Origin of the sequence: Candidatus Poriferisocius sp. (genome assembly GCF_965204015.1) — a bacterium.
In the GTDB taxonomy this organism is placed as follows: Bacteria; Actinomycetota; Acidimicrobiia; order Acidimicrobiales; family Bin134; genus Poriferisocius.
Map to the genome: position 1 here is coordinate 3,667,043 of NZ_OZ241965.1, position 23,830 is coordinate 3,690,872.

Below are 23,830 nucleotides of genomic sequence, written 5' to 3' on the forward strand. Positions count from 1 at the left end.
TGCCGCCTTCACCGGCCAGGGGGATCCTCAAGGGCCCGGCGGGCGATCTCGGCCCGGTAGCGCCGGACCGCGGCGGTGCCCTCGGCCAGCGCCGCCCGGGCTTCGGAGACGGCCGCTCGGGCCCGGGCGCCCACGTCGCTGCCCGCTTGGCGGGGGGGCGGCCGTCGGGTGGCCTGGCGCAGCTTGCGGCGCAGGTAGGAGGCCCCGGTCGCCCCGGCGCCCACCCCGGCGGCAAACCACACGAATCGCTTGGCCATCAGTCGTCCTCGCGGTCGGATTGGTCGTCTCGGCGGTCCGTCATTTGCTGGCGAATCTCCTTTTCGGCACCGTGTTCAGAGGGATGGTAATAGCGGCGATCCTCAAAGTGGTCGGGGCGATATTGCTGGCTCACCCAGCCCTGGGGATCATCATGAGGATACACGTAGCCCGCACCGTGCCCTAGACCGGCCGCCCCCGAGTAGTGGGCGTCGCGGAGGTGGGGAGGCACTTCGCCGCTGCCCTGGCCAGCGTCGGCCCGAGCCCGTCCCAGCGCGGTGGTGACGGTGTTGGACTTGGGGGCGGTGGCCAGGTACACCACCGCATGGGCCAGGTTGAGCTGCGCCTCGGGCAGGCCCACGTACTCCACCGCCCGGGCGGCGGCGTCGGCCACCACCAGCGCCTGGGAGTCGGCCATGCCGATGTCCTCGGAGGCCAGGATCACCATGCGGCGGGCGATGAACCGGGGGTCCTCCCCGGCCTCCAGCATTCGCGACAGCCAGTAGAGCCCGGCGTCGGGATCGGAGCCCCGGAGGCTCTTGATGAAGGCGCTGATGATGTCGTAGTGCTCGTCGCGGCCATAGCGGACCGCGCTGGCCCCCAGGGCGCTCTCGGCGTCGTCCAGGGTGACTCGGGGCGGGGTGTCGGGGCGGGCCGACGCCAGGGCCACGGCCACCTCCAGGCTGGTCAGGGCTTGGCGGCCGTCGCCGGCGGCCTGGATCGACAGGTGATCCAGCGCATCGTCGTCGGCCTCTGCCTCTTCGGCCCGCAGCCCCCGGGCCAGCAGTTCGCCCAGAGAGTCACTGTCGAGGGGCTCGAGGCGGAACAGGGTGGAGCGGGACCGCAGGGGCGGGTTCACCTCGAAGTAGGGGTTCTCGGTGGTGGCCCCGATCAGGGTGATGAGCCCGGATTCGACCGCGGGCAACAGGGCGTCCTGCTGGGCCCGGTTGAACCGGTGGACCTCGTCGAGGAACAAGATGGTGCCCTGATCGCGCTGACCCAGGCGGTCGCGGGCCTGGGCAATCACCTCCCGCACGTCTTTGACCGTGGCCGTCACCGCCGAGAGCTGGATGTAGGCCCGTGCCGTGGTGTTGGCCACCAGCCGGGCGATGGTGGTCTTGCCGGTGCCCGGCGGCCCCCACAAGATGGCCGACGACAGGCGGTCGGACTCGATGAGGCTGCGGAGCGGCTTGCCGGGGCCGAGCAGGTGCTCCTGGCCGACCAGCTCATCGAGGGTGCGGGGACGGAGGCGGTCGGCCAGCGGGGCCGTCTTGGCCAGGCGCTCGGCGGCCGCGGCGGCAAACAGGTCGTCGCTCATCGCGGGCCTGTCTGCACGCCGGCCGCCATCGGCTCAATCGGCGGCGGGGGGCGGGAGGACGCGCAGGCCGAGTTCGTCGAGATGGCGGTCGGCAATGGGGGTGGGCGAGTTGGACAGCGGATCGGCGCCCGACTGGGTCTTGGGGAAGGCGATCACCTCGCGGATGTTCTCCTCGCCGGCCAAGATGGCCACCAGCCGGTCGATGCCGAAGGCGAACCCGGCGTGGGGCGGGGCCCCGTAGCGGAAGGCGTCCAGCAAGAAGCCGAATCGCTCCTCGGCCTCGGCGTCGCTGATGCCCAGCGTCCGGAACACCGCCCGCTGGATGTCGGGCCGGTGGATCCGCACGCTGCCCGAGCCCAGCTCCCAGCCGTTGAGCACCAGGTCATAAGCCTGGGAGCGCACCGCCAGCAGCTCCTCGCCGGCGCCGTCCAGAAGTCCCACGTCGTCGGGGTGGGGCATGGTGAACGGGTGGTGGGCCGATATGGGCCGGCCCTGGTCGTCGATGGCCTCGAACAGCGGGAAGTCGGTGACCCACACGAAGTGCAGGCCGCCCTCGGTGACCGGGGGTCGGCCCAGCTCCAGTCGGAGCAGGCCCAGCACGTCGCGCACCTTGCGGCGGCGGTCGGCGATCAGCAACAGCAGGTCGCCGGGCTCGGCGTCCAGGGCCGGGCCCAGCGCGGCCTGCTCTTCGTCGGACATGAACTTGGTCAGCGCGCCGTCGAGGGCGCCGTCGTCGCCCACCCGGAACCAGGCCAGGCCCTTGGCCCCCCATTGCTGGCACTTCTTGGTGAGCTCGTCGATGGCGTTGCGCCCCAGGCTGCGGCCGCCCCCCTTGTGGTTGATGCCCTTGACGCACTCCACCTGGAAGACCTTGGCCTCGGTGCCCTCGAACAGCCCGGTCAGCTCGACCAGCTCCATGCCGAAGCGCACGTCGGGCTTGTCGGAGCCGTAGCGCTCCATGGCGTCGGTCCAGGTCATGAAGATGGGTTCGTCGGGGCGGTCGCCGGTAACCGCCTCCACCGCAGCGGCCACCGCCTCGGTGATGAAGGCCATCACCTCGTCTTGGCTCGCGAAGCTGGCCTCGGCGTCGAGCTGCATGAACTCGAACTGCCGGTCGGCCCGGAGGTCTTCGTCGCGCAGGCAGCGGGCGATCTGGTAATAGCGGTCGAGGCCCCCCACCATGCAGAGCTGCTTGAAGATCTGGGGCGACTGGGGCAGGGCGTAGAACCGGCCCGGATGAAGGCGGGACGGCACCACGAAGTCGCGGGCCCCCTCGGGGGTGGAGGCCACCAGCATGGGGGTCTCGATCTCGGTGAAGCGCTGGGCCTCCATGGAGCGGCGGATGGCGCTGTTCACCGTGGCCCGCAGCTCCAGGTTGCGCTGGAGGCGCTCCCCCCGCAGGTCGACGTAGCGGTAGCGCAGGCGCACGGTCTCGTCCACCTCGGTGCGGGAGTGGAGCGGGAACGGCGGGGGCTCCGCGGCCGACAGCACCTCCACCTGGCAGTCGCCCACCTCGATTTCCCCGGTGGCCAGCTTGGGGTTGGCCGTGTCTTCGGGCCGGGGCCGCACGGTGCCGGTGATGCGCACCACGTACTCCGAGCGCAGATCGTGGCGCTCGTCGACCACGCACTGGATCACCCCCGTGCGATCCCGCAGGTCGATGAACGCCAAGTGCTCCCCATGCTCCCGCCGTCGGTCCACCCAACCACAAACCGACACCTCCCGCCCAACGTCACCAGCCCGCAACTCCCCGCAATAGTCAGTTCGCATCGGGTTCATCTCATCCCTTCGAGTACCTGGGGCAAGACAGCCACAGCGCACGATCCTACCGCTCCAATGCTGTTGGTCCGCATCCCCTTAACATCCCCCTAACATCCCTCTTGTCCACCCAGGCATTGCCGCAACATTGCCTAGGGGTAGGAAAGCCCTCAGTTCAACCGCACGGAGTTGATGTGCCTTGGTCGCCAGGTGTCAGTTCCAGTGTCGGGAAATGCCTCAGGCGGCGGGACGACGCGGTGCTCGCCCGTTCGCCGGTCGTGTTCCACCTGATAGTGGCGGTCGTGAATGTCGCCGTGGCAGTCGTTGCACACCGTGACAAGGTTGGAGTAATCGGTTTTGCCGCCGTTCTTCCAATGCTCAATGTGATGAGCGAAGCTGCGGTTGGCATCCGCCCCGCAGCCCACACACGCCTTGTCGCGCACCATCAATGCAATCCTCTGGGCATCTGAAGCACAACGGCGCCGCCGTCCCAACCAGAGGTCTTGGGTTCTGGCGTTGAACACCGCCGGAAAGATGTCCGCCTCGCACGCCAGCTTGACCAGTTCGCTAGCTGGAAGCGGGGTGCCGTCGGAAATGCGGGCGTTGGCCAATTCTCTGCGGGTGGCGTCGTAGTCGGCCACTAGGACCAGCGCGATGCCTGCGGCCCTGCCCTTTTCGGGATGCAAGATCAGCTCCGCCAATGCATCGGCGGCACGCTGTTGGTGGGTGCGCCGGTTCTTGGGGTCTTCGGCCCGCCACAGCTCCCGCTCCTTGTCGGCCAGCGCTCCCGCGATGTGGTTGCCGGTGATCGGGTCGAACTCGGCATTGAGCACGTACATGCCCGTGTCCCCGTTTTGGAACAGGCGGGCCGAGCGCTTCTGCTTTCGCCTGTCGTGGATCGATTGGCCGTCGTCGCCCAACAACTCGTGCTGCTGGCGCTTGACGGTCTTGGCCAACTCGTCATAGGTCTGGGTCTTGGCGGCCTCCACGAGCTCTCGTTCGTCAATCGGCCCCTCAGACGACGCCCGGGCGATCAGCCGGGCATGGTCGGCAGGTACCTCGCCCGACGCCAGCGCCTCAGAAGTCGCCGACAATCCAGCCAGCCGCTCAGCCGCCTTCACGTCGTGGTGAGCCTTGGAGGGTGACGACCGAAGCACCTCGCGGGCCATCTTCTTGGCCCCAGCGGTGTCATGGCGGCGAGCCATCTCGGCCATTGTCTGGGCCTTCAACGCCTCCAACTGCGACTCAGCCTCACCCAGCAGCCCCAACCGGCTACGCAAACCACCATCAGACAACCCAGCCACATCGAAGCGATCGACACAAACCGCCGCCCCGCAACCTCCATTGGCCGCAGTCTCAATCCCGGCTTGACCAGGGAGAACTGGCGAAAACTCCATGCCTGTAGTCTACCAAGACCAGTGACAATATCACCCTGGATCATTGAAAAATAGCTAACAAAAGCTAAAACTTACTTCCATTGTGCAAGAGATAGCGAAAAGATCCTTCACACCAGCGAAGATGGCCTTGCCGTCTGGCCCTAGACGCCGACACCGCTGAGTGCGGTACTGCTATTGCCTGCGATCAGCAAGCCGTCAAAACGAGGGGCCTAGCGCGGTAGTCGGGCAGGTATTCGTCTGGTGGCATCTCTAGTCCGAGTCGGAGAGCCTCGCTGCGTATCCACCGCAGCACCATCGCCAAGAGCATGTAGCGGTGGGCACAGATACCGATTCTCTCTATCACCTCTAAGGTATAGCCGATAACACGGTGTATGTTCGCGCAGTTGCTGTCTATGGCCTCGCGATGCAGCGCTTCGTTGTGGCCGATGTAGTAGCCGCGCAGCCAGACGCACTTCTCAACGAATGAGCGGTCGGGCACAGGGTCCAACCATGAGCCGCACGCCTCCGCCCAACCGACATACCACGAACCAGACTCGTATAGGCCGTACCGAACACTGTCTGGTGTTCGGAGGTGGAAGTCCAAGTAGGCGTCGTAGACGCAGGTTAGGTTGCTTCCCATCCCGCCGAAGTTGATGGCGTGCGCCGATCTGCTCCAGTTGTCGGCGCATTCTTGGTACACGCTGAGGTAGTCGCCCGGCTGAGACCAGTGCCAGCCGTCCGGCGGGGTGGGGCCGTTCGCATAGGTGGGGTAGGAGTCCGGGTAGGCATCGCCGCCGCCGCTCACGGCGCCTCCCCGCAGGCAGGCGGTGATGTAGCCGAGAGCCTCCTTGTCGGAGACGCGTTCGGGCTTGTAGTAGTAGCTGTCTTTCTCATAGCGCAGCCAAAGGCCGGGGGGATCGGACCGCGAACCCGAGGCCATGAACATCGGGTCGCCCAACTCGGGCAGTCGTGTGGCGCACGGCAGCCCGTCGTCGCCGATGCCGACTCCGGGCTCGTCGGAGGGGGCAGGGTTGTCGCACGGGAACGCGAACGACGCTGCGACCAGGTTGGGGCAGGCGACGGGGGGGCCGGGCAGCGGCAGATATCCGTCGCTCACCAGCAGAAAGTCCTGCTCTGCGTCTTCGCCGCTGTTGACGGCGTTCACCATCCATTGCCCGTTCTCCCACCACCTGAAGTCGTACCGGCAGGTCGGATCAGGCTTCCAGCCCTCAACAGCCATAACCGGGTCTGACAAAGAACAGGCAAAGGCCTCGCCAGGCTGGGCCAGCGTGTCGGCCTCACCGGGGCGGATGGAGTCGGTGCTCCTGACTCCCTGGTCCCACACCTGCTCGGTCCACGCCTGCCCGTCCCAGGTGCGCTGCTCGTGGCGGCAGGTCGGATCGGGATACCAGCCGGGGTCGGGCAGGGGGGCCATGGCGGCGGCTCGAAGGGCAGCGAGGGCTTCGTCGTCGAGCACCAAATAGCAGCCGATGGAGTCGTGGTAGCCCCAGCTGAGCCGGGCGATCACAGTCTCGCGGTCGAAGGTCTTGGCCACGTCCACGGGGTACTCGCCGAACTTGTGGTACTCGAAGCACCGCCTCGACGCGTCGGTCGGAGCGGCGGGAAGGTCTTGGGGAACCGGAGCGGCCCGCAACACGGCCAGCGCGTCGTCGTCAAGAGTCAGGTAGCAGCCGATGGTGTCGTGCCAGTTCCAACTGGTCTGTGCCAGCACGGTCTCGCCGTCGGCGGCCTTGGCCACGTCGACGGGGTACTCGCCGAACCCGTGATGGCCGAAGCAGCGCACCGCCACGGCGGTCGCAGGCTCAGGGGCCGCGTGCGATGGTGACTGGCTCGCCGCCTCAACCCCTGCGGAGGCGACCAGGGCGACCGCTAGCACGGAGCAGGCTGTGACCCTGGCGGCGCGGCGAAGGAGGCGCTGGGTGATTTGAGTAGACGACAACCGTGATATGACCGCAGATGGTATCGGCAACATAGAAACAGCGTGCTCCAGACGGGCTTGGGAATTGGAAGTGCCCGCTTGGGTAGTAGAACGGGCATTTTTGATTGCAAAGTGCCCGTTTTTGCCATTTAGCGGTTAGTTTGGTGGGTGTGGGGAGGTACGTTGACCGCGTTCACGACGGTGTTCTGGGGCCAGAGCCGTACAAGGCGCTGGTGCCGCACGGAATCGCCGGTTGGAGTCCGGAGTTGAGCCAAGGTACGGCCCAGCGGGTTAAGGCCGCTAGTGATCGGATGGCGGGATTGGGAGCCAGGCTGCCCAACCATCCCGCCTTGGAGTGGTGCCTGAACCGCTCCGAGGGGATCGCGACCAGCGATGTGGAGGGGGTCTCGACGACGCTGCGGTCGTTGAGCCTGCTTGAGTCGCTGCGGGTCGAGCGCGACCCTGAGCGCCAGGAGCGCGACAAACAGGCTCTCGGGGCGGTCCGGCTTGCCGCCCATGCTGTGGCCGTCGGACGCAGGGCGCAGGTCCCGGTGCGTGTTTCCGATCTGAGCGAGATGCACAGGCGGCTGTTCGAGGGCGTCGATGTGCCGTTCGAGCCTGGAAGTGTGCGCGGCGACGACATCTGGGTCGGGCCGACAGGGGCCACGCCACCGGAAGCCCTGTTCGTCGCGCCGCCAGCGGAGTATGTGCTCCCTCTCTGTGAGGACTTGGCGGACTATGTGTCGGCGCACGACCTTGAGCACCCTTTGGTCAAGGCCGCAATCGCCCACTTGCAGTTCGAGACGATCCATCCGTTCCCCGATGGGAACGGGCGTGTCGGCCGGGCGCTGATCCACTGCATTTTGCAGCGCAACTGGCCGACTTTGAGGCCTGTGCCGCTCTCGGCTGCGATTGCCGAGCACAAGCAGGACTACTTCGCGGCGCTGCGGCCCTACCAGACCTACACGGGCGACAGCGAGAGCCAGGTGCGCGATGCCTGCGGGGAGGCCGCGGTGTCGTACATCGCTGACGCGGCCATTGTGGCCTGCGACTACGCAGAGGCGGTCGGCCATGCCATAGATGACATGCTGGCCAAGTGGGATGGTCTGGGCCTGAGGTCGCACTCGGCGGCGGCGGCCACCCTGGACGTAATGGCCACGATGCCGGCGGCGGGTGTCGTCTACCTCTGTGAGGCGACTGGTCGCAGCCCCAATTCGGTGAGGCGCGGCCTCCGCAGTCTGGTCTCAGCAGGGGCGTTGACGGAATCACGGGACGAGGACACCGGGCGCAGAGTGTTCGAGGTGCCCGAGTTGCTAAAGGTCGTCGACCACCGCCAGAGACTCTTGCAGGTCTGCTGGCAATCGCACCAAGCAGGTCTGGAACTCTCGGCAGCCGAGCTCGTTGCCCAGTGGCGCCGCGCCGATTAGATGGCGTACCGCTACTCGGGCTTGCTCTCCTTCGCCAGCCTCTTAGCCACGTCATTTATGACGTTGGCCCGGGGCAGCGCGCTCTGGCCCTCTCCGGAGCGCAGGTCGCGCAGGGTGACGATGCCGGACTCCAGCTCGTCGTCGCCCACTAGGAGGGCCAGTCGGGCGCCGGAGCGGTCGGCCACTTTCATCTGGGCTTTCATCGAGCGGGCGTCGAAGGCCCGGTCGGCGGAGATGCCGTGGCGGCGCAGTTCGAAGGTGAGGTCGCGCCCGGCGTTGCCGCCGGTCACGTCCACCACGAACACGTCGACGGCCCCAGCCGTCTCAGTGAGGGCGTCTTCGGCGTCGGCGGCCAGCAGGATGCGCTCGATGCCGGCGCCGAAGCCCACCCCGGGGGCGGGCTTGCCCCCCAACGACTCAGCCAGCCCGTCGTAGCGCCCGCCACCGCCCACCGCGTTTTGGGCTGAGGTCAAAGCACCGGCGGCGAACTCCCAGGTGGAATGGGTGTAGTAGTCCAATCCTCGCACCAGGCGGGGGTCGATTTCGTAGGCCACCCCAAGGGCGTCCAACCCGGCTTGCACCCGCTCAAAGTGGGCGGCGGCGTCATCGGAGAGGCCATCGGTGATCTGCGGGGCGTCGGCCACCACGGCCATGGTGCGCTCCCGTTTGGAGTCCAGCACCCGCAGCGGGTGGTCGGCGGCATTGGCCCGGTCGGCATCGTCCAACTCCCCTACCCGCTGGCCCAGCCAGGCAGCCAGCCGCTCGGCGTAGGCCTGCCGGTCGCCGGGGCTGCCCATTGAGTTCAGCCGCAGCGACAGGCGGCTCAGGCCTAATGCCCGGTAGAAGTCGTGCTGGAGGGCGATGACCTCAACGTCGAGGTCGGGATCGGCCGAGCCGATGGCCTCCGCCCCCACTTGGTGGTGCTGGCGGAACCGCCCGGCCTGGGGCTCCTCGTAACGGAAGCAGGGCGTGAGATACCACACCTTCCACGGCACGGTGGGCCGGTGCTGGTTGAAGGCCCGTACCACCGGCGCGGTGCCCTCGGGACGCAGGGCCAGGTGGCGGTCGCCCTTGTCGAAGAAGTCGTACATCTCCTTGCGGACCACCTCGGTGCCCTCGCCCAAGCGCTGGAACACCCCGATGTCCTCGAACATGGGACTCTGCACCAGCCCATACCCAGCCCGCCCAAACACGTCGGCAAACACCCCCACCAGCGCCTGCCACCGATCCGACTCCGGCGGCAAAATGTCGCGCGTCCCCTTCGGCGCCTGAAACATCTCGGCCACGGCCCCCGATGCTACCGGCGCACTGCGACCATGTATTTCTTTGTTTCCAATAGTCTGAAGTGATGCCGGATGGCTCAGGGCCGCTTCCTGCCCGCGAAAGCTCAACTGTGCCGGCACGTGAGCGCAGTTGGGGCGAGCGATTCGCCATGGCTGTGTCATATCCGGCGGTACTGGGACTGGCCTTTGCCCTCTTCGCGGTCTTGATGGCCTCGGACGTTCACGTGACGCTGGCTTCTTACGCGGCCGTGCTCACCGGAGCAGTCCTCGTCACCCTCCACGAGCTGAAACTGCCCTACCGAACGGCTTGGAGGCCCTCGCAACACGACGTGCGCGCCGATGTGGAGTTCATGCTGGCCGTCCAGGTGGCCCTTCCCCTCTTCTTGTCCTTCCTGGCTGTCATCGCCATCGCCGATGTCTTGAAGAACGCGGGCCATTCGCTCGATGGCCTGTGGCCTCACGGCCAGCCCATTGCGGTGCAGGCCATCCTCATGCTGGTTGTCGCCGACTTTTTCCGGTACTGGCTGCACCGGGCCTTCCACAAGTTCGAGTCGATGTGGCGGTTCCATGCGGTTCACCACTCACCCCACCGCCTCTACTGGGTGAATGTGGGGCGCTTTCACCCAATCGAGAAGGCAGTGCAATTTTGCGCCGACGCGCTGCCGTTCGTGCTGGTGGGCGTGGGCGGGGAAGCCCTGGCCGCGTATTTCGTGTTCTACGCGGTCAACGGGTTCTACCAGCACTCGAATTGCGATGTGCGGCTGGGGCCACTCAACCACCTGGTGAGCGGCCCCGAACTGCACCGCTGGCACCATTCGATGATTCCCGCCGAGTCCGACAACAACTTCGGCAACAACCTGATCGTGTGGGACACGCTGTTCGGCACGCGCTATCTGCCCACCAGCCGAAAGGTGGGCCCGCTTGGGCTGATCAACCAGGACTATCCCTTGGGCTTCATGGCCCAGATGCGAACCCCGTTCGTCGCCGGGCTGGACAAAGCCAAAACGGCTGAGCAGAGCCGATAACAGGAAGCAACCGGAGGCCGCCAGCAGATGTCCAGCAGAATCGGCTACCTCGCCCTGAGGGCTGGGCTCTCATTGAAGAGCGGCCGGCGGCACCGGAGGATCCTGGCTGACGCGAAGTCGCCCGATGCCGCGAGCGAGGCCCTCTTGCGCCGCATCCTCGCCGAGAACGCCGACACCACCTTCGGAAAGGCCCACGGATTCGCCCATATCACCACTGCTGACCAATACCGGCAGGCTGTCCCCGTTCAGACCTACGAGTCGCTGCGCGACCACATCGAGCGTCAAGAGCTCACTGGCGAGCCGTGTCTGACGGCAGAGCAGCCGGTGTTCTACAACCGCACCAGCGGCACCGTGGCGGCACCCAAGGACATCCCGATCACCAAGTCGGCCCTCGCCCGCATCCAGGGCCTCCAGCGGCTGACCGCCTATGTGATGGCGAGGAACACCTCCATGCTCACGGGCAAGGTGTTCTCGATCACCGGCGCGGCGATCGAAGGCACCATGCCGGGAGGGACCCCCTTCGGGTCAGCCTCAGGACTGCTGAACGCCAGTCAGGGCCGGCTGATCAGGCGGCGTTACGTGCTGCCCGCCGAGCTGTCCGACATTGCCGACAACGATGCCCGCTATCTCCTCACCGGCATTCTGGGGGCCGCCGACCAGTCGGTGACCTGTCTGGCCACAGCCAACCCCTCCACGCTGGTGCGGCTGATGGATGTGATCAACCAGAACGCCGATCTGGTGATCGCAGCGGTGGCCGAGGGGCGGCCGCCGGTCGGCCTGGACGTTGGGCAGATGAAAACCGACTCCCTACTCCAGCCTCAGCCCGAGCGGGCCGGGGAACTGGAGCAGCGCCGCAACGCTGCGGGCGGGTTGACCTACGCCGACCTGTGGCCCGAGCTATCCGGGGTCCTCACCTGGACCGGGGGGAGCTGCGGTGTGGCGGTGGCGAATCTGAGGCCGCTGCTGACCGATGCATGCCCGGTGTACGAGCTCGGCTACCTGGCCAGCGAGGTGACGGGCACGGTCAATCTCGACCCGCATCGAACGGCCTGCGTACCGACGCTGGGCGACGTCTTCTTCGAGTTCGCCCCCAGCGAAGAATGGGAAACGGCCACCCAGACCGACCAGCGGGGCACAGAACTCCTGACGCTGGAGCAACTGCAAGAAGGTCGCGACTACTACGTGATCGTGACCACCACCAGCGGCCTCTACCGCTACGACATGAGCGACATCGTGCGGGTGACCGGCTTTGTGGGGGCGACCCCTACCCTGGTCTTCGTTCAGAAGGGGAAAGGCATCACCAGTATCACCGGCGAGAAGCTGCACGAAGGGCAAGTCATCAACGCGGTGACTTCTGTATTGGGCCAGCAGGGCCTAGCCCACGCGTTCTTCATCATGCTGGCCGATGTCGACCGCGCCGGGTACTCGCTGTACTTCGAGCCGGCCCCAGACCAATCCGGATTACTTCGGGTCTCCGACCTAGCCCGCCAGGTCGACGAGCACCTCGCCGATCTGAACATCGAATACAAGTCGAAGAGAGCGAGTCGGCGGCTCAATCAGCTGACCGTCAAGCCTGTTGTGTCCGGCACCGGAGATGCCTTTCGCCGCCAGCGGGTGGCCGACGGCCAGCGGGATGTGCAATTCAAGTTCGTCCACCTCCAGTACCGCCACGAATGCGATTTCGACTTCGAAGGCGTCGCCTCTGCTGGGGACACTGCCTGAACGCCATGCGCTTGGAGCGCCTCGAGGCCTACACGTTTCCGATGCCGTTCAAGACCGTGATACGCCATGCCTCTGCCAGCCGACGGCAGGTGGAAAATCTGATTGTGGTCGCCCATGCCCAAGACGGCCAGACCGGCTTCGGAGAAGGCTGCCCTCGAGAGTATGTGACCGGGGAGACAATGGTCAGCGGCAGCCGATTCATCGCGCAGCACGCCGACTCGCTCATCGCCGAGGTCGGCGACGCCCCGAGCCTGCGGGCTTGGATCGCATCCCATCGAGATGCCATCGACGCCAATCCCGCCGCCTTCTGCGCAATGGAAACCGCCGTGCTCGATTTGCTGGGCAAGACCCGAAAGCAAACAGTGGAAGAAGTCCTGGGGCTGAAATTCCCCTTCGGCGAGTTCCGGTATTCGGCGGTATTGGCCGACTGGCCGTATCCCCTGTACCGGTGGCAGCACGGCCGCTATCGAGTACGCGGCTTCAGTGACTATAAGGCGAAGCTCTCCGGGGATGTCTACCGCGACCGTCGCAAGCTCCGTCCCTTCTCGTCCCGTTCCGGCCGGCGACTGCGGCTGCGGGTGGATGCCAACAATCTCTGGACTACGCCCGACGAGTGCCAGAACCATCTCAACGCCATGCCCGTTGCACCATTCGCCATAGAGGAGCCACTGCGGTCGGGCGACCTGCAAGGCTGCCGGCAGATCGCCGAAGCGACGGGATTGCAGATCATCTTGGACGAGAGCCTGGCCCGAGCCGGCCAGATGGAGGCTCTCCACGATCCCGAGCGGTGGATCGTGAATCTTCGGGTCTCCAAGATGGGCGGCGTGATCCGCTCTCTGGAGGTTGCCCAGGAGGCTGCTCGTCGAGGCGTGGGGGTGATTGTGGGGTGCCACGTGGGTGAGACCAGCGTTTTGTCTCGGTCAGCCCTCACGGTGATGCAGGCCGTGGGCCACGGCCTGGTCGCCGCAGAAGGGGCGTTCGGGACCCAACTGCTGCGCCGTGACCTGACGGTGCCGAGCCTCAGGTTCGACTGGGCAGGACGACTGGAGCTGGGCCGAGTCGCCGGCCTGGGCGCGAGCGGCTTCGGCCTGGATCTCGACCCCAATGCGGGGCTGATCCCGCTGCACCCGCAGAGGGCCCAAGAAATGGAGCAGCCATGAGGAACGAGAGATTTGCGGCTGTCACCGCCGTGCTGGGCATCGCCTTTCTGGGCCGGGTTCTCGGCCAGATCATCCAGCGCTGGGCGCCGGTGGACTTTCTGCCCGATTATGAGAGGTGGCAGGGCAGCGGGCTGTGGTATCCCGCGCTGCTGGGACTTCAGATTGCGATCCTGCTGCTCTTCATCGTGGTGGTGACTCGCATGAACCGCGGCTTGAGCTTGCTCGGTCCGCGCTGGGTCCGGCCGATCTTCGTGCTGGGTGTGCTGTATTTCGCCATCATGGGAATCCGGCTGCTCATCGGGGTGCTGGCCGATGTCAACGTGCTGGGAGACGACTCCTTCACGTCGGCCAACTGGTTCAGCACGACCATTCCCCCGATCTTCCACCTCGTGTTGGCCACCGGGTTGATGCTGATCTCGAAATACCAGCGACGTCTGGCCGATGACCCCGATGGCTTCGCGGCGAAGATCGCCTAGCCCGCAGCGGTGGGAAGGACTCGGTAGGCGCTGTAGACCGACTCGATGCCGCGGATGGTGCGGAGGAGGGCGTCGAGGTGGGTGCTGTCGATCAGCTCGAAGTCGAACCGCATGATGGAGATCTGGTCGGCGCCGGTGCGGGTCTCGCAGGCCAGGATGTTCACCGAGCCGGTGGACAGGGCGTTGGCCACGTCTCGCAGCAGGCGGGTGCGGTCGAATGCCTTCACCTCGATGGTCACCGAATAGGCGCCGGTGCGCTCGGCGCTCCAATCGACGTCGATGAGGCGGTCGCCCTGCTCGAACGACAGCGACACGGCGTTGGCGCACTCCGTCCGGTGGACCGACACCCCCCGGCCCCGGGTGACGAAGCCGATGATCTCATCGGGGGGAACCGGCTTGCAGCAGCGGGCCAGGTTGACCAGCACATCACCGAGGCCCTCCACATCCACCGGCTGATCGGTGTGGCGGGGCAGCGCCGCCGGCGACGGGGCCACGACCGAATCGTCATCCAGGTCTTCATCCGCAGTGGGCTCCACCCGCAGGCCGGCCACCCGCTCGGCTACCGCTTGGGCCGACACATGGCGCTCCCCCACCGCGGCGAACAGGGTGTCGAGGTCGCGGTAGTTCATGTCTTTGGCCGCCTGCACCAGCTCGTCGCCGGACAGAATCTTGGCCACCGGGAGGCGCTCGCGGCGCAGGCCGGCGGCTACTGCGTCGCGGCCGGCCTTGATGGCGTCTTCCCGGCGGGCCTGGGCGAACCACTGGCGGATCTTGTTGCGGGCCCGATGCGATGCCACCAACCCAAGCCAGTCGCGCGACGGCCCCTTGTCGGCCACCTTGGAGGTGAAGATCTCCACCATGTCGCCGGGTCGCAGCTCTCGATCCAATGGCACGAGCTGGCCGTTGACCCGGGCGCCGATGCAGGCGTGGCCCACCTCGGTGTGGATGGAGTAGGCGAAGTCGATGGGGATCGCCCCCATGGGCAGCGACACCACGTCGCCTTTGGGGGTGAACACCTGCACCTCGTCGTGGTCGAGGTCGGTCTTGAGATTGCTCAAGAACTCGGCGGCGTCGGAGGTCTCCTGCTGCCAGTCGATGATGCGGCTCAGCCAGGCCAGATCGTCGGTGGTGGCCCCCTCCTTGTAGTCCCAGTGGGCCGCCACCCCCTGCTCGGCCCGGGCGTGCATCTCATTGGTGCGAAGCTGCACCTCCAGCGACTTGCCCCCCGGCCCGACCACCGTGGTGTGCAGCGACTGGTAGAGGTTGAACTTGGGCATGGCGATGTAGTCCTTGAACCGCCCCTGCACCGGCTTCCAGGTGGCGTGGATGGAGCCCAGCGCGGCGTAGCAGTCGCGCACCGAATCGACGATGACCCGGATGCCCACCAAGTCGAAGATCTCGTCGAAGCTCCGCTCTTTGACCATCATCTTCTCGTAGATGCTCCAGAGGTGCTTGGGGCGACCGGTGACCTGGGCTTGGATGCCCAGCTCGGCCAGGCGGGCGTCCACGCTGGACAGCACCTGGGTGAGATACAGGTCGCGCTCGGGCGCCCGGGTGGCCACCATGCGGTCGATCTCGGCGTAGCGCTTGGGGTGGAGGGCGGCGAAGGCCAGGTCTTCAAGCTGGAGCTTCATGTCCTGCATGCCCAGGCGGTTGGCCAGCGGGGCGTAGATGTCTATCGTCTCGCGGGCCACCCGGTGCTGCTTCTCCAGCGGCAGCGCGGCCAGCGTGCGCATGTTGTGCAGCCGGTCGGACAGCTTCACCACCAGCACCCGCAGATCCTTGGCGATGGCCACCAGCATCTTGCGCATGGAGGCGGCCTGCTCCTCCTCCTGGGTGTTGAACTTGAGCCGGTCGAGCCGGGTGACGCTGTCGACGATGGAAGCCACCTCGCCGCCGAAATGCCGGTCGACTTCGGCCAAGTCCATGGCGGTGTCCTCGATGGCGTCGTGCAGCAGCGCAGCGATGACCGATACGTCGTCGAGCCCCAGCTCGATCACGATGTGGGCCACGGCCAGGGGGTGCGACACGTAGGGCTCACCGGATTTGCGAACCTGCCCGGCGTGGGCCTCCTCGGCCAGGCGGTAGGCCGTCTCGACCCGCTCCCCAGTGTCGTTGGGGTGGCGCTCGAGATAGGCGTCGATCAGCAGGGCGACATCCTGGTCGGGCTGCTCCAACCGGGGCCGCGCCTGATCAGCCAGAGTCATTCGTCGCCCCAATCGCAGAACAGCGAGGTCACCGGGCAGCCGTTGCCCAGCCGGCCCCGGCCGCCGAGAAAGCCCAGCTCCAAGAGGAAGCCCACTCCGACGACCTCGGCGTCTTTTGACTTGACCAGGTCAACCGCGGCGGCCGCTGTGCCCCCGGTGGCCAACACGTCGTCCACGATGAGCACCCGCTGGCCGGAGGACAAAGCGTCGCTGTGAGCCTCCAGAGAGGCCGTGCCGTACTCAAGCTGATAGTCGACCGACACGGTGCTGTAGGGGAGTTTGCCCGGCTTGCGGAAGGGCACGAAGCCCAAGCCCAGCCGATAGGCCACCGGTGCCCCCAGGATGAATCCCCGGGCCTCGACCCCCACCACCCGGTCGGCCGGGGTGTCGGCGAAGCGGTCGGCCAGCGCATCGGCCGCCCACCGCAGGGCCTCGCCGTCGTCGAGCAGCGGGGTGATGTCCTTGAACAAGATCCCCTCGGTGGGAAAGTCGGGGATATCCCTGATAAGGCTCTCAGGCCAACCGGACTCCACCGTTCCAATCCTACCCGTGAACCCGGAGGGCTACCGCCGCTTGCGCTTTCGGGGGCGAGGGGGGATGACCGTTCCGGTGGGAGGGGGCCGGCGGGACGCTCCGGCCGCCGGGGGCGCCACCGGCGGCGAGGGCCGGCCGACGGCCACGTCTTCCACGTCGTGCACCGTGGTGCCCCGGGACTGGGCCCGGGCCTCGAGGCGCTCTCGCAACTCGGCGAACTCCGGCTGGCGCTCCTTCATCCACGCCGCGGCCGGCGCGGCCACGAACAGCGACGAATAGGTGCCCACCAACAGGCCGATGAGCAGGGCCACGGCGAACTCAGACAAAGTGACCGCCCCCAGCACCAGGGTGCCGATCACCAGCATCGACAGCACCGGCAATACTGAGGTGATGGTGGTGTTCACCGACCGCAAAAGCACGGTGTTGAGCGCCGAGTTCATGATCCGGGTGTAGGTGGCCCGCCCGACTAGGGCCGAGCGGCGCTGGTAGTCGCGGTTCTTGTCGAACACCACCAAGGTGTCGTACAACGAGTAGCCCATGATGGTGAGGAAGGCGATGACGGTGGCCGGAGTCACCTCGAACTGGAACAGGGCGTAGATGCCCACGGTGATGACGATGTCGTGGGCCACCGCCACCAGGGCGGCCAGGGCCATCCGCCACTCCAGGGTCAGCGTGATGTAGATGGCCACCACGATGAAGAACACGATCAACGCCCGGATGGCCTTGTCGGTGATCTCATCGCCCCACGAGGCGCTGATGGAGCTGAAGCTGATGTCGTCGAGGCTCTGGCCGGTGAGGGTGGCCAGGGCCAGCGACACCTCGGCCACGCTGGAGGCGTCGGTGGCGTCCAACTCGGCTCTCACCCGCAGCACGTCGCCGCCCACGAACTGGATCTTGGCGTCGGCCTGGCCCACGTCTCGAAGGGCGTCGCGCACATCGGCGGTGGAGGTATCGGGCGCCGAGGCCTCCCACACCGTGCCGCCCTCGAACTCGATGCCCAGGTTGACCCCCCGCACCAAGAGGGCGATGGCGCTGATGAGGATCAGGGCGGCGGACACCTTCAGGGCGGTCTTCCACGCCTCGGGGAAGTCGACCTTGGTCTGGTTGCGCCACAGGCGCTGGAGGCGGTTCATGATGCCTCAGCTCCCGCGGGCATAGCCTCTTCCCTGGTGGGCAGGCCGAGGCGGTGGGGATGGGCCATCAGGCTCGGAGAACGGGCCATGAGCTGGGCGCAGGGCCGCAGGAAGAAGTAGGTGGCCACCAGGTCGAGCACCGAGGCCAAGCCCAGCATGAGGGCGAAGCCCCGAACCGACCCGGCCGAGAGCCAGTACAAGATGACCGCGGCGATGAGCGAGGCGAAGTTGGCCCGGAAGATGGTGCGGAACGCGGCCGCGAACGACTGCTCCAGCGACGAGCGCAGCATGCGGCCGGTGGCCACGTCTTCTTTGAGGTGCTCGAAGTAGACCACGTTGGAGTCGAGCGACACGCCGATGGCCACGATGAGGCCGGTGACCCCGGCCAGGGTCAGCGCCAGATCCTGGGTCTCGCCCAACCAGGCCACGATCACCCACAACAGGGTGGCCGACACGCCCAGGCTCAACATGGCGACCAGGCCCAAAAGCCGATACATGCCCACCATGTACAAGAACACCAGCGCCAGCCCGACGATGCCGGCGATGACCCCGGCCCGCAGAGAGTCGCCCCCGATGGTGGCCGACACCGCCCGGCTGGTGCTGTCGCTCTGGGGGTCGGTGGGGTCTTGGAACTCGATGGGCAGGGCGCCGTAGCGCAGCACCAGGGCCAGGTCCTCGGCCTCCTCCTCGGAGAAGTTGCCGGAGATGATTCCGCTCCCGCCGAAGCGGGCTTCGTTCACCACCGGGGCCGATTCCACCGAGCCGTCCACCACAATGGCGACCTGGGCGGTGGGGCAGAATTCGGATAGCGAGTTGCACACCAGGGCGAGCTCGTCGAACTTGTCGGCGCCCTCCTCGCCGCCCTTCAGGTTGAACTCCACCACGTACTCGTTGGTGAACCCCCGGTCGGCGCTGGACAGGCCCGCGCCCGTGAGCGTGGACGGACCCAGCAGGTAGCGCCTCGACCCGTCTTGGTGGGGCAAGACCACGAAGCGGTCGAGCAGGTCATCGGCTGAGCTAGTGGTGGGCAGGGCCGAGAGGTCGAGTCCCGTAGGGCACGGGGCCAAGCCCCGGTCGTCCAGCTCGGGAATGGGCAGCTCCGGGGGTGGGGGCAGCTCGGCCCCGGAGTCGTCTACGGGGGCGGGTTCAGGGTCGAGCGGTGTGCACACCGGGCGGAAGCGCAGCTCGGCGGTCTGGCCCACGATGTCTATGGCCCGCTGCTGGTCGCTTATGCCGGGGAGCTGGACTACCACCCGGCCGCCCTGGCGGGTCACGTCGGGCTCGGCCACGCCCAACCCGTCGATGCGGTCGCGGATGATCTCGACGGCTATGTCGAGATCGCCCTCGCCTATGGCCACCGGGCGGTCGGGGTCGTCGGCCGGCACCAGCACCACTTCGACCCCGCCCTTGAGGTCGAGCCCGAGAAGCGGCCGGTTGCCCGCGGCCAGCGAGGCAGCCAGCAGCCCCGCGGCCGCAGCCACGATGAGGGCAAGGGAAACCAGCGATCGGCGGCTCATTGACGCTGGATGTGGGGGCTAGGCGTCAGCGTCGTCGCCATCGACGTCGAAGTCGGAGTACACGATCTTGTTGGCGATGGTCTCGCGGCTGATCTTGATCTCGACACCGTCGGATATCTCGATGAACACGGTGCCGCCGTCGAAATCGGTGATCATCCCGTACAGGCCTGATGCGGTGATCACCTCGTCGCCCACATCAAGGGAGTCGAGCAGCGCTCGCTGTTCGCGCGCTTTGCGCTGCTGGGGACGCACCATGAAGAAGTACATGGCGACGAACATCAAAAGCAGAAGCGGAAGGATCTCCAAGGCTCAGAATCCTACCGGAAGACCTGGCTGGTAAACGACTCGGCGGGCTGGGCCCAAATGATGGCATTCAGCATGTCAGCCCCACGCCTCGGCCACCCGGTGGCGAAGCTGGTGGAAGGTGCCCGCGGCGATGGCCTCTTGGGCGGTGTCCATGAGGGCCAGCAGCCAGGCCACGTTGTGGAGGGTGAGCAGCCGGGCCGCCGACGGCTCGTCCACGTTGAACAGGTGGCGGAGGTAGGCCCGGGAGTAGCGGGCCGCCGGGCTGGCCGGGAAGTGGGGGTCGATCGGGCCGTCGTCGGTGGCCAGCGATGAGTTGCCCATGTTCACGCGGCCCTCCCAGGTGAGGGCGGTGCCGTGGCGGGCGAGTCGGGTGGGCAGCACGCAGTCGAACATGTCCACTCCCAAGGCGACGCTTTCCACCAGCCCGACCGGATCGCCCAGCCCCATGAAGTAGCGGGGCTGATCGTCGGGCAGCTTGGGGGTGGTGGCCTCCAGCGCGGCCATCATCTGCTCGGAGCTCTCCCCCACCGACAGCCCGCCCACCGCGTAGCCGTCGAAGCCCACCTCGATGGTCCGAGCCGCGCTCTCGGCCCGCAGAGCGGCGTCGATGCCCCCTTGGACGATGCCGAATTGGTTGGCGCCGGCCTCGTGGCCGTTCATTTCCAAAAAGCGGCGGCGGGCTCGGGCGGCCCAAGCGGCGGTGCGGTCCACCGCCAGGCGCTGGGCCGTGGCGGGCGCCTCCGACGGAGGACACACATCCAAGGCCATCTGGATGTCGGAGCCGAGTTGGAGTTGCACGTCTACCACCCGCTCGGCAGTGAAGCGGTGGGTCGATCCGTCGTAGGTGGATTGGAAGGTGGCACCGTCGTCGTCCACCTTGGGATCCAGCGAGAACACCTGGTAGCCGCCGGAGTCGGTGAGCACGTGGCCCGACCAGCCGGTGAACCCGTGGACGCCGCCCATCTGCTGCACCACGTCGGCGCCGGGTCGCATCATCAGGTGGTAGGTGTTGGCCAGCACCACCGAGGGCTTGAGGGCCTCGAGGTCGGCGGTGTCGAGGGTGCGGACCGCGGCCCGGGTGCCCACCGGCATGAAGCAAGGGGTGGTGAACGAGCCCCTCGGGGTGGTGATGCGCCCTGTGCGGGCCTGCCCGTCGCGGGCCAACACGTCGAATTGGAGGGTCACTGCCCTGGCATTTTCGTGCAGAACATGGCATCTCCCAACGACAGGAAACGGTAGCCCTCGGCCAGGGCGGTGGTGTAGAGGTTGCGCCAGCGGGGGCCGACGAATGCGGCCAACAGGGCCAGGAGGCTGGACCGGGGCAGATGGAAGTTGGTGAGCAGCGCGTCTACCACCGCGAACCGGTACCCCGGTGTGATGAACAGATCGGTCGGGGCGCAGGCCGATCCGGTGGCGGCGGCCGACTCCAGGGCCCGCACCACGGTGGTGCCCACCGCCACCACCCGCTCGGCCCGGACGCAGGCGGCCAGCGTGGCCTCGGGGATCCGGTACATCTCGGTGTGCATGACGTGGTCGTCGAGGTTGTCGGCCGCAACCGGGGTGAACGTGGCCGTTCCCACGGCCAGCTCCAGCTCGCACACCACCGCCCCGGCCGCCCGGCAGCGGTCGATCACCTCCTCGGTGAGGTGGAGCCCGGCGGTGGGTGCGGCGGCCGACACCGGCCGGTCGGCATAGACCGTCTGATAGCGCTCGAGGTCGGAGAGCTCCTCGGTCACATAGGGGGGCAGGGGCACCTCTCCGGCTTGGTCCATGAGGGCGTGGGGATCGCCGATGGGCCTCACCCAGCGCCGGCCGTCGTCGCCGATCCGCTCCCCCACCTCCATCACCGGCTCGTCGTCGAACCACAACTCGGTGCCCGGCGGCACCCGGCGGCCGGGACGCACCAGCGCACTCCACCAGCCGCCGTCGCCCGGTTCCAGCAACAGCACCTCGACCCGACCCCCGGTGGCCTTGGCCAGCCGCAGCCGGGCGGGCATCACCCGGCTGTTGTTCACCACCAGCACGTCGCCGGGGCCCAGCAACTCGGGCAGATCGCGGGTTTGACGGTGCTCGGACGGAGCGGTCGGCCCCCGGTCAACCAGCAGCCGGGAACTGTCCCGGGGCTCGGCGGGCTGCTGGGCGATAACGGCTTCGGGCAGCTCGTAGTCCAGCTCCGCGGTCCGCACGTCTTGTTTCTACCCGACCAGCGCCCTTATCCCGAAAACTGTCACCGGTGGCCGGTAGTTTGGGGCTGATGCTGGTGATGGGGATCGACCCCGGCTTGTCTCGTTGCGGCTATGGCGTGGTGCGCCAAAAGGGCCGCGCCACCGAGGCGGTGGCCGCCGGGATCATCCGCACCGACAAGGACGATCCCGTCCCCCAGCGACTGCATGAGCTCCAGAGCGAACTGGTCGAGCTGCTGGGCGAATACCAGCCCGATGCGGTGGCCATCGAGCAGGTGCTGTTCCAGGTGAACGTCCGCACCGCCATGGGGGTGGGCCAGGCCAGCGGGGTGGCCATGGCCGCGGCGGCCGGAGCGGGCGCCGAGGTGTTCGAGTACTCCCCCACCCAGATCAAAAAAGCGGTTACCGGCTGGGGCGCCGCCGACAAAGACCAGATGGGACAGATGGTGCAGACCCTGCTGAGATTGCCCCAACCCCTGAAGCCGGTGGACGCGGCCGACGCCATTGCGGTGGCCCTCTGCCATCTGGCCCACCGCCCGGCCGCATCTCGGATCCAGGCGGCGCTGTGATCGGCCTGCTGCGGGGCACGCTGGCCCTGCGGGATCACGACGAGGTGATCGTGGAGGCCGCCGGCATCGGCTACCGGGTGGCTGTATCGCCCGACACCTCGGCCTCCCTGGGAGAGTTGGGCCAACAAGTGCTGCTGCACACCCACCACCACATCCGAGAGGACGCCCAGACCCTCTACGGGTTCGACACCGTTGACAAGCGCCGGGTCTTCGAGGGTCTGATCTCGGCTCACGGCGTGGGGCCGGCGATGGGCATGGCCATCATGTCGGTGTTCGGGCCCGAAGAGCTGGCCGGGATTCTGGCCACCGACGACATCAACGCCCTGTGCCTGGTGCCCGGAGTGGGCAAGAAGACCGCAGCCCGGCTGCTGGTGGAGCTCAAATCCCGACTCGATATCGGCGACGTGACCACCGCGGTGGCGTCGACCGAGTCGGTGGGCGATCAGCCAGCCGATGCCCGCAGCGTGGTTCGCCAAGCATTGGCCGAGTTGGGCTACAGCGCCGAGGAGATTCGCGGTGCCATCGCGGCTTTGCCCCCGGGTGACGACTCCTCTGTCCTGCTCAAAGCGGCCCTCCGCCACCTGGCCTCGGGGATATGAGCAGGCCATGAGCAAGAGAGAGGAACTGCTGGCCGGGACCCCGCTGCCCGAAGACGCCGCGGCCGAGTCGGGATTGCGGCCGGCCCGGCTGGACGAGTTCGTGGGCCAGTCGGAGCTGAAGGAGCATCTTCACATCATCTTGGGGGCAGCTCGGGCCCGGTCGCAGCCAGCCGACCATCTGCTGTTCGCCGGGCCTCCGGGCTTGGGCAAGACCACATTGGCCCACATCGTGGCCAAGGAGATGGAGGCGGGACTGCACGTCACCTCGGGGCCGGCGCTGGAGCGGGCCGGCGACCTGGCCGCCATCTTGTCCAAGCTGGAGGACGGCGACATCTTGTTCATCGATGAGATCCATCGGCTGCCCCGCATCGTCGAAGAGGTGATGTACCCGGCCATGGAGGACTTCAACGTCGACATCGTGCTGGGCAAGGGGCCCGCGGCCCAGTCGGTCCGCCTCGATCTGGCCAAATTCACCCTGGTGGGGGCCACCACCCGCACTGGTCTCATCACCGGACCGCTGCGGGATCGGTTCGGCTTGGTGTCGCGGCTGGATTACTACACCACCGTCGACTTGGAGGCCATCGTCGTGCGGGCCGCGGCCATCCTCGACATTCAGGTCGACCCGGCAGGCGCGGCCGAAATCGCCTGCCGGGCCCGGGGCACTCCTCGCATCGCCAATCGGCTGCTGCGCCGGGTGCGCGATTACGCCGAGGTCCGGGCCGACGGGGTGATCGACCAGCAGACCGCGGCCGCCGGGTTGAACCTGTTCGCCGTGGATCAGGCCGGTCTCGACAAGATCGACCGGGCCATCCTGTCAGCTCTCTGCGAGCGCTTCGGAGGTGGACCGGTCGGCCTGTCCACCCTGGCCATCAGCGTCAGCGAACCGGCCGAGACTGTTGAGGATGTATACGAGCCTTTCCTCATCCAGCAAGGCCTGCTCATGCGCACCCCCCGAGGCCGAGTAGCCACCCCCACCGCCTGGCACCACCTAGGCCTAGCCCCACCGCCCAGCGCTGGGGACCAGTCGAACTTGTTCGACTAAC

Annotated in this window: 21 protein-coding genes; 8 read left to right on the forward strand and 13 right to left on the reverse strand. The window is 67.2% G+C overall.

Annotation, left to right across the window (positions count from 1 at the left end):
* Positions 1-8: 8 nt before the first annotated feature.
* From ACOGJC_RS16585 to ACOGJC_RS16605, 5 genes are all read right to left on the reverse strand, one after another.
* Positions 9-257 carry a hypothetical protein gene (locus ACOGJC_RS16585; protein WP_419846103.1) on the reverse strand — a complete coding sequence of 83 codons (249 nt, stop codon included), beginning with the start codon at positions 255-257 and terminating at the stop codon, positions 9-11.
* Complete coding sequence (locus tag ACOGJC_RS16590; RefSeq protein WP_419846104.1) at positions 257-1,573, reverse strand: replication-associated recombination protein A; 1,317 nt, start codon at positions 1,571-1,573, stop codon at positions 257-259. The genes ACOGJC_RS16585 and ACOGJC_RS16590 overlap by 1 nt, the downstream gene beginning before the upstream one ends.
* Before the next feature lie 33 nt (positions 1,574-1,606).
* Positions 1,607-3,343, reverse strand: coding sequence for an aspartate--tRNA ligase (gene aspS / locus ACOGJC_RS16595; RefSeq protein WP_419846105.1), 1,737 nt, complete (start codon positions 3,341-3,343; stop codon positions 1,607-1,609).
* A 158-nt stretch (positions 3,344-3,501) separates the two neighbouring features.
* Complete coding sequence (locus ACOGJC_RS16600; protein ID WP_419846106.1) at positions 3,502-4,728, reverse strand: HNH endonuclease; 1,227 nt, start codon at positions 4,726-4,728, stop codon at positions 3,502-3,504.
* A gap of 184 nt (positions 4,729-4,912) precedes the next feature.
* On the reverse strand, positions 4,913-6,604 hold the full coding sequence (locus tag ACOGJC_RS16605; RefSeq protein ID WP_419846107.1) for a DUF2510 domain-containing protein: 1,692 nt from the start codon (positions 6,602-6,604) through the stop codon (positions 4,913-4,915).
* Positions 6,605-6,816: 212 nt separating this feature from the next.
* On the opposite strand from ACOGJC_RS16605, the gene ACOGJC_RS16610 reads away from it, so the two are divergent.
* Positions 6,817-8,073, forward strand: coding sequence for a Fic family protein (locus ACOGJC_RS16610; RefSeq protein ID WP_419846108.1), 1,257 nt, complete (start codon positions 6,817-6,819; stop codon positions 8,071-8,073).
* 11 nt (positions 8,074-8,084) lie between these two features.
* Here ACOGJC_RS16610 and hisS read toward each other — a convergent pair whose 3' ends face one another.
* A complete protein-coding gene (gene hisS, locus ACOGJC_RS16615) occupies positions 8,085-9,350 on the reverse strand; it encodes a histidine--tRNA ligase (protein WP_419848259.1) in 1,266 nt (421 codons plus the stop codon).
* 155 nt (positions 9,351-9,505) lie between these two features.
* On the opposite strand from hisS, the gene ACOGJC_RS16620 reads away from it, so the two are divergent.
* Genes ACOGJC_RS16620 through ACOGJC_RS16635 form a run of 4 tightly spaced genes read left to right on the forward strand, consistent with a single transcriptional unit; the run spans position 9,506 to position 13,739 of the window.
* On the forward strand, positions 9,506-10,381 hold the full coding sequence (locus ACOGJC_RS16620) for a sterol desaturase family protein (RefSeq protein ID WP_419846109.1): 876 nt from the start codon (positions 9,506-9,508) through the stop codon (positions 10,379-10,381).
* 27 nt (positions 10,382-10,408) lie between these two features.
* Positions 10,409-12,103, forward strand: coding sequence for a GH3 auxin-responsive promoter family protein (locus ACOGJC_RS16625; protein WP_419846110.1), 1,695 nt, complete (start codon positions 10,409-10,411; stop codon positions 12,101-12,103).
* Positions 12,104-12,108: 5 nt separating this feature from the next.
* On the forward strand, positions 12,109-13,263 hold the full coding sequence (locus ACOGJC_RS16630; protein ID WP_419846111.1) for a mandelate racemase/muconate lactonizing enzyme family protein: 1,155 nt from the start codon (positions 12,109-12,111) through the stop codon (positions 13,261-13,263).
* Positions 13,260-13,739, forward strand: coding sequence for a hypothetical protein (locus ACOGJC_RS16635; protein ID WP_419846112.1), 480 nt, complete (start codon positions 13,260-13,262; stop codon positions 13,737-13,739). The genes ACOGJC_RS16630 and ACOGJC_RS16635 overlap by 4 nt, the downstream gene beginning before the upstream one ends.
* Here the strand turns inward: ACOGJC_RS16635 and ACOGJC_RS16640 are convergent.
* The 7 genes from ACOGJC_RS16640 to queA all read right to left on the reverse strand — a co-directional run bounded on the left by ACOGJC_RS16640 (position 13,736) and on the right by queA (position 21,622).
* On the reverse strand, positions 13,736-15,946 hold the full coding sequence (locus ACOGJC_RS16640; RefSeq protein ID WP_419846113.1) for a RelA/SpoT family protein: 2,211 nt from the start codon (positions 15,944-15,946) through the stop codon (positions 13,736-13,738). The two genes, ACOGJC_RS16635 and ACOGJC_RS16640, sit on opposite strands and share 4 nt — an antisense overlap.
* Positions 15,943-16,479 (reverse strand): adenine phosphoribosyltransferase, encoded by a 537-nt coding sequence (locus ACOGJC_RS16645; protein ID WP_419846114.1) that lies wholly within the window; start codon positions 16,477-16,479, stop codon positions 15,943-15,945. Before ACOGJC_RS16645 ends, ACOGJC_RS16640 begins: the two co-directional genes overlap by 4 nt.
* A 30-nt stretch (positions 16,480-16,509) precedes the next feature.
* Positions 16,510-17,613, reverse strand: coding sequence for a protein translocase subunit SecF (gene secF / locus ACOGJC_RS16650; RefSeq protein WP_419846115.1), 1,104 nt, complete (start codon positions 17,611-17,613; stop codon positions 16,510-16,512).
* A complete protein-coding gene (gene secD, locus ACOGJC_RS16655) occupies positions 17,610-19,130 on the reverse strand; it encodes a protein translocase subunit SecD (RefSeq protein ID WP_419846116.1) in 1,521 nt (506 codons plus the stop codon). The genes secF and secD overlap by 4 nt, the downstream gene beginning before the upstream one ends.
* 18 nt (positions 19,131-19,148) lie before the next feature.
* Entirely contained in the window at positions 19,149-19,436 is a 288-nt protein-coding gene (gene yajC / locus ACOGJC_RS16660; RefSeq protein ID WP_419846117.1) for a preprotein translocase subunit YajC, read from the reverse strand.
* Between the two features lie 75 nt (positions 19,437-19,511).
* The gene (tgt, locus tag ACOGJC_RS16665) at positions 19,512-20,621 is read right to left on the reverse strand and encodes a tRNA guanosine(34) transglycosylase Tgt (RefSeq protein WP_419846118.1); all 1,110 of its coding nucleotides are present in this window, start codon (positions 20,619-20,621) and stop codon (positions 19,512-19,514) included.
* Positions 20,618-21,622, reverse strand: a complete 1,005-nt coding sequence (gene queA / locus ACOGJC_RS16670) for a tRNA preQ1(34) S-adenosylmethionine ribosyltransferase-isomerase QueA (protein ID WP_419846119.1) — start codon at positions 21,620-21,622, stop codon at positions 20,618-20,620. The genes tgt and queA overlap by 4 nt, the downstream gene beginning before the upstream one ends.
* 68 nt (positions 21,623-21,690) lie before the next feature.
* On the opposite strand from queA, the gene ruvC reads away from it, so the two are divergent.
* Genes ruvC through ruvB form a run of 3 tightly spaced genes read left to right on the forward strand, consistent with a single transcriptional unit; the run spans position 21,691 to position 23,829 of the window.
* Entirely contained in the window at positions 21,691-22,188 is a 498-nt protein-coding gene (gene ruvC / locus ACOGJC_RS16675) for a crossover junction endodeoxyribonuclease RuvC (RefSeq protein WP_419848260.1), read from the forward strand.
* Entirely contained in the window at positions 22,185-22,787 is a 603-nt protein-coding gene (ruvA, locus tag ACOGJC_RS16680) for a Holliday junction branch migration protein RuvA (protein ID WP_419846120.1), read from the forward strand. Before ruvC ends, ruvA begins: the two co-directional genes overlap by 4 nt.
* A gap of 7 nt (positions 22,788-22,794) precedes the next feature.
* A complete protein-coding gene (ruvB, locus tag ACOGJC_RS16685; protein WP_419846121.1) occupies positions 22,795-23,829 on the forward strand; it encodes a Holliday junction branch migration DNA helicase RuvB in 1,035 nt (344 codons plus the stop codon).
* The last annotated feature ends 1 nt before the right edge of the window (position 23,830 follow it).

Coding starts and splice junctions, on each gene's coding strand:
- ACOGJC_RS16600 (WP_419846106.1), bottom strand. CDS start 4,728: ATGGAGTTTTCGCCAGTTCTCCCTGGTCAAGCCGGGATTGAGACTGCG.
- ACOGJC_RS16640 (WP_419846113.1), bottom strand. CDS start 15,946: ATGACTCTGGCTGATCAGGCGCGGCCCCGGTTGGAGCAGCCCGACCAG.
- ruvC (WP_419848260.1), top strand. CDS start 21,691: ATGCTGGTGATGGGGATCGACCCCGGCTTGTCTCGTTGCGGCTATGGC.
- aspS (WP_419846105.1), bottom strand. CDS start 3,343: ATGCGAACTGACTATTGCGGGGAGTTGCGGGCTGGTGACGTTGGGCGG.
- ACOGJC_RS16620 (WP_419846109.1), top strand. CDS start 9,506: ATGGCTGTGTCATATCCGGCGGTACTGGGACTGGCCTTTGCCCTCTTC.
- ruvB (WP_419846121.1), top strand. CDS start 22,795: ATGAGCAAGAGAGAGGAACTGCTGGCCGGGACCCCGCTGCCCGAAGAC.
- ACOGJC_RS16635 (WP_419846112.1), top strand. CDS start 13,260: ATGAGGAACGAGAGATTTGCGGCTGTCACCGCCGTGCTGGGCATCGCC.
- secF (WP_419846115.1), bottom strand. CDS start 17,613: ATGAACCGCCTCCAGCGCCTGTGGCGCAACCAGACCAAGGTCGACTTC.
- ACOGJC_RS16590 (WP_419846104.1), bottom strand. CDS start 1,573: ATGAGCGACGACCTGTTTGCCGCCGCGGCCGCCGAGCGCCTGGCCAAG.
- ACOGJC_RS16585 (WP_419846103.1), bottom strand. CDS start 257: ATGGCCAAGCGATTCGTGTGGTTTGCCGCCGGGGTGGGCGCCGGGGCG.
- hisS (WP_419848259.1), bottom strand. CDS start 9,350: ATGTTTCAGGCGCCGAAGGGGACGCGCGACATTTTGCCGCCGGAGTCG.
- ACOGJC_RS16625 (WP_419846110.1), top strand. CDS start 10,409: ATGTCCAGCAGAATCGGCTACCTCGCCCTGAGGGCTGGGCTCTCATTG.
- secD (WP_419846116.1), bottom strand. CDS start 19,130: ATGAGCCGCCGATCGCTGGTTTCCCTTGCCCTCATCGTGGCTGCGGCC.
- ACOGJC_RS16630 (WP_419846111.1), top strand. CDS start 12,109: ATGCGCTTGGAGCGCCTCGAGGCCTACACGTTTCCGATGCCGTTCAAG.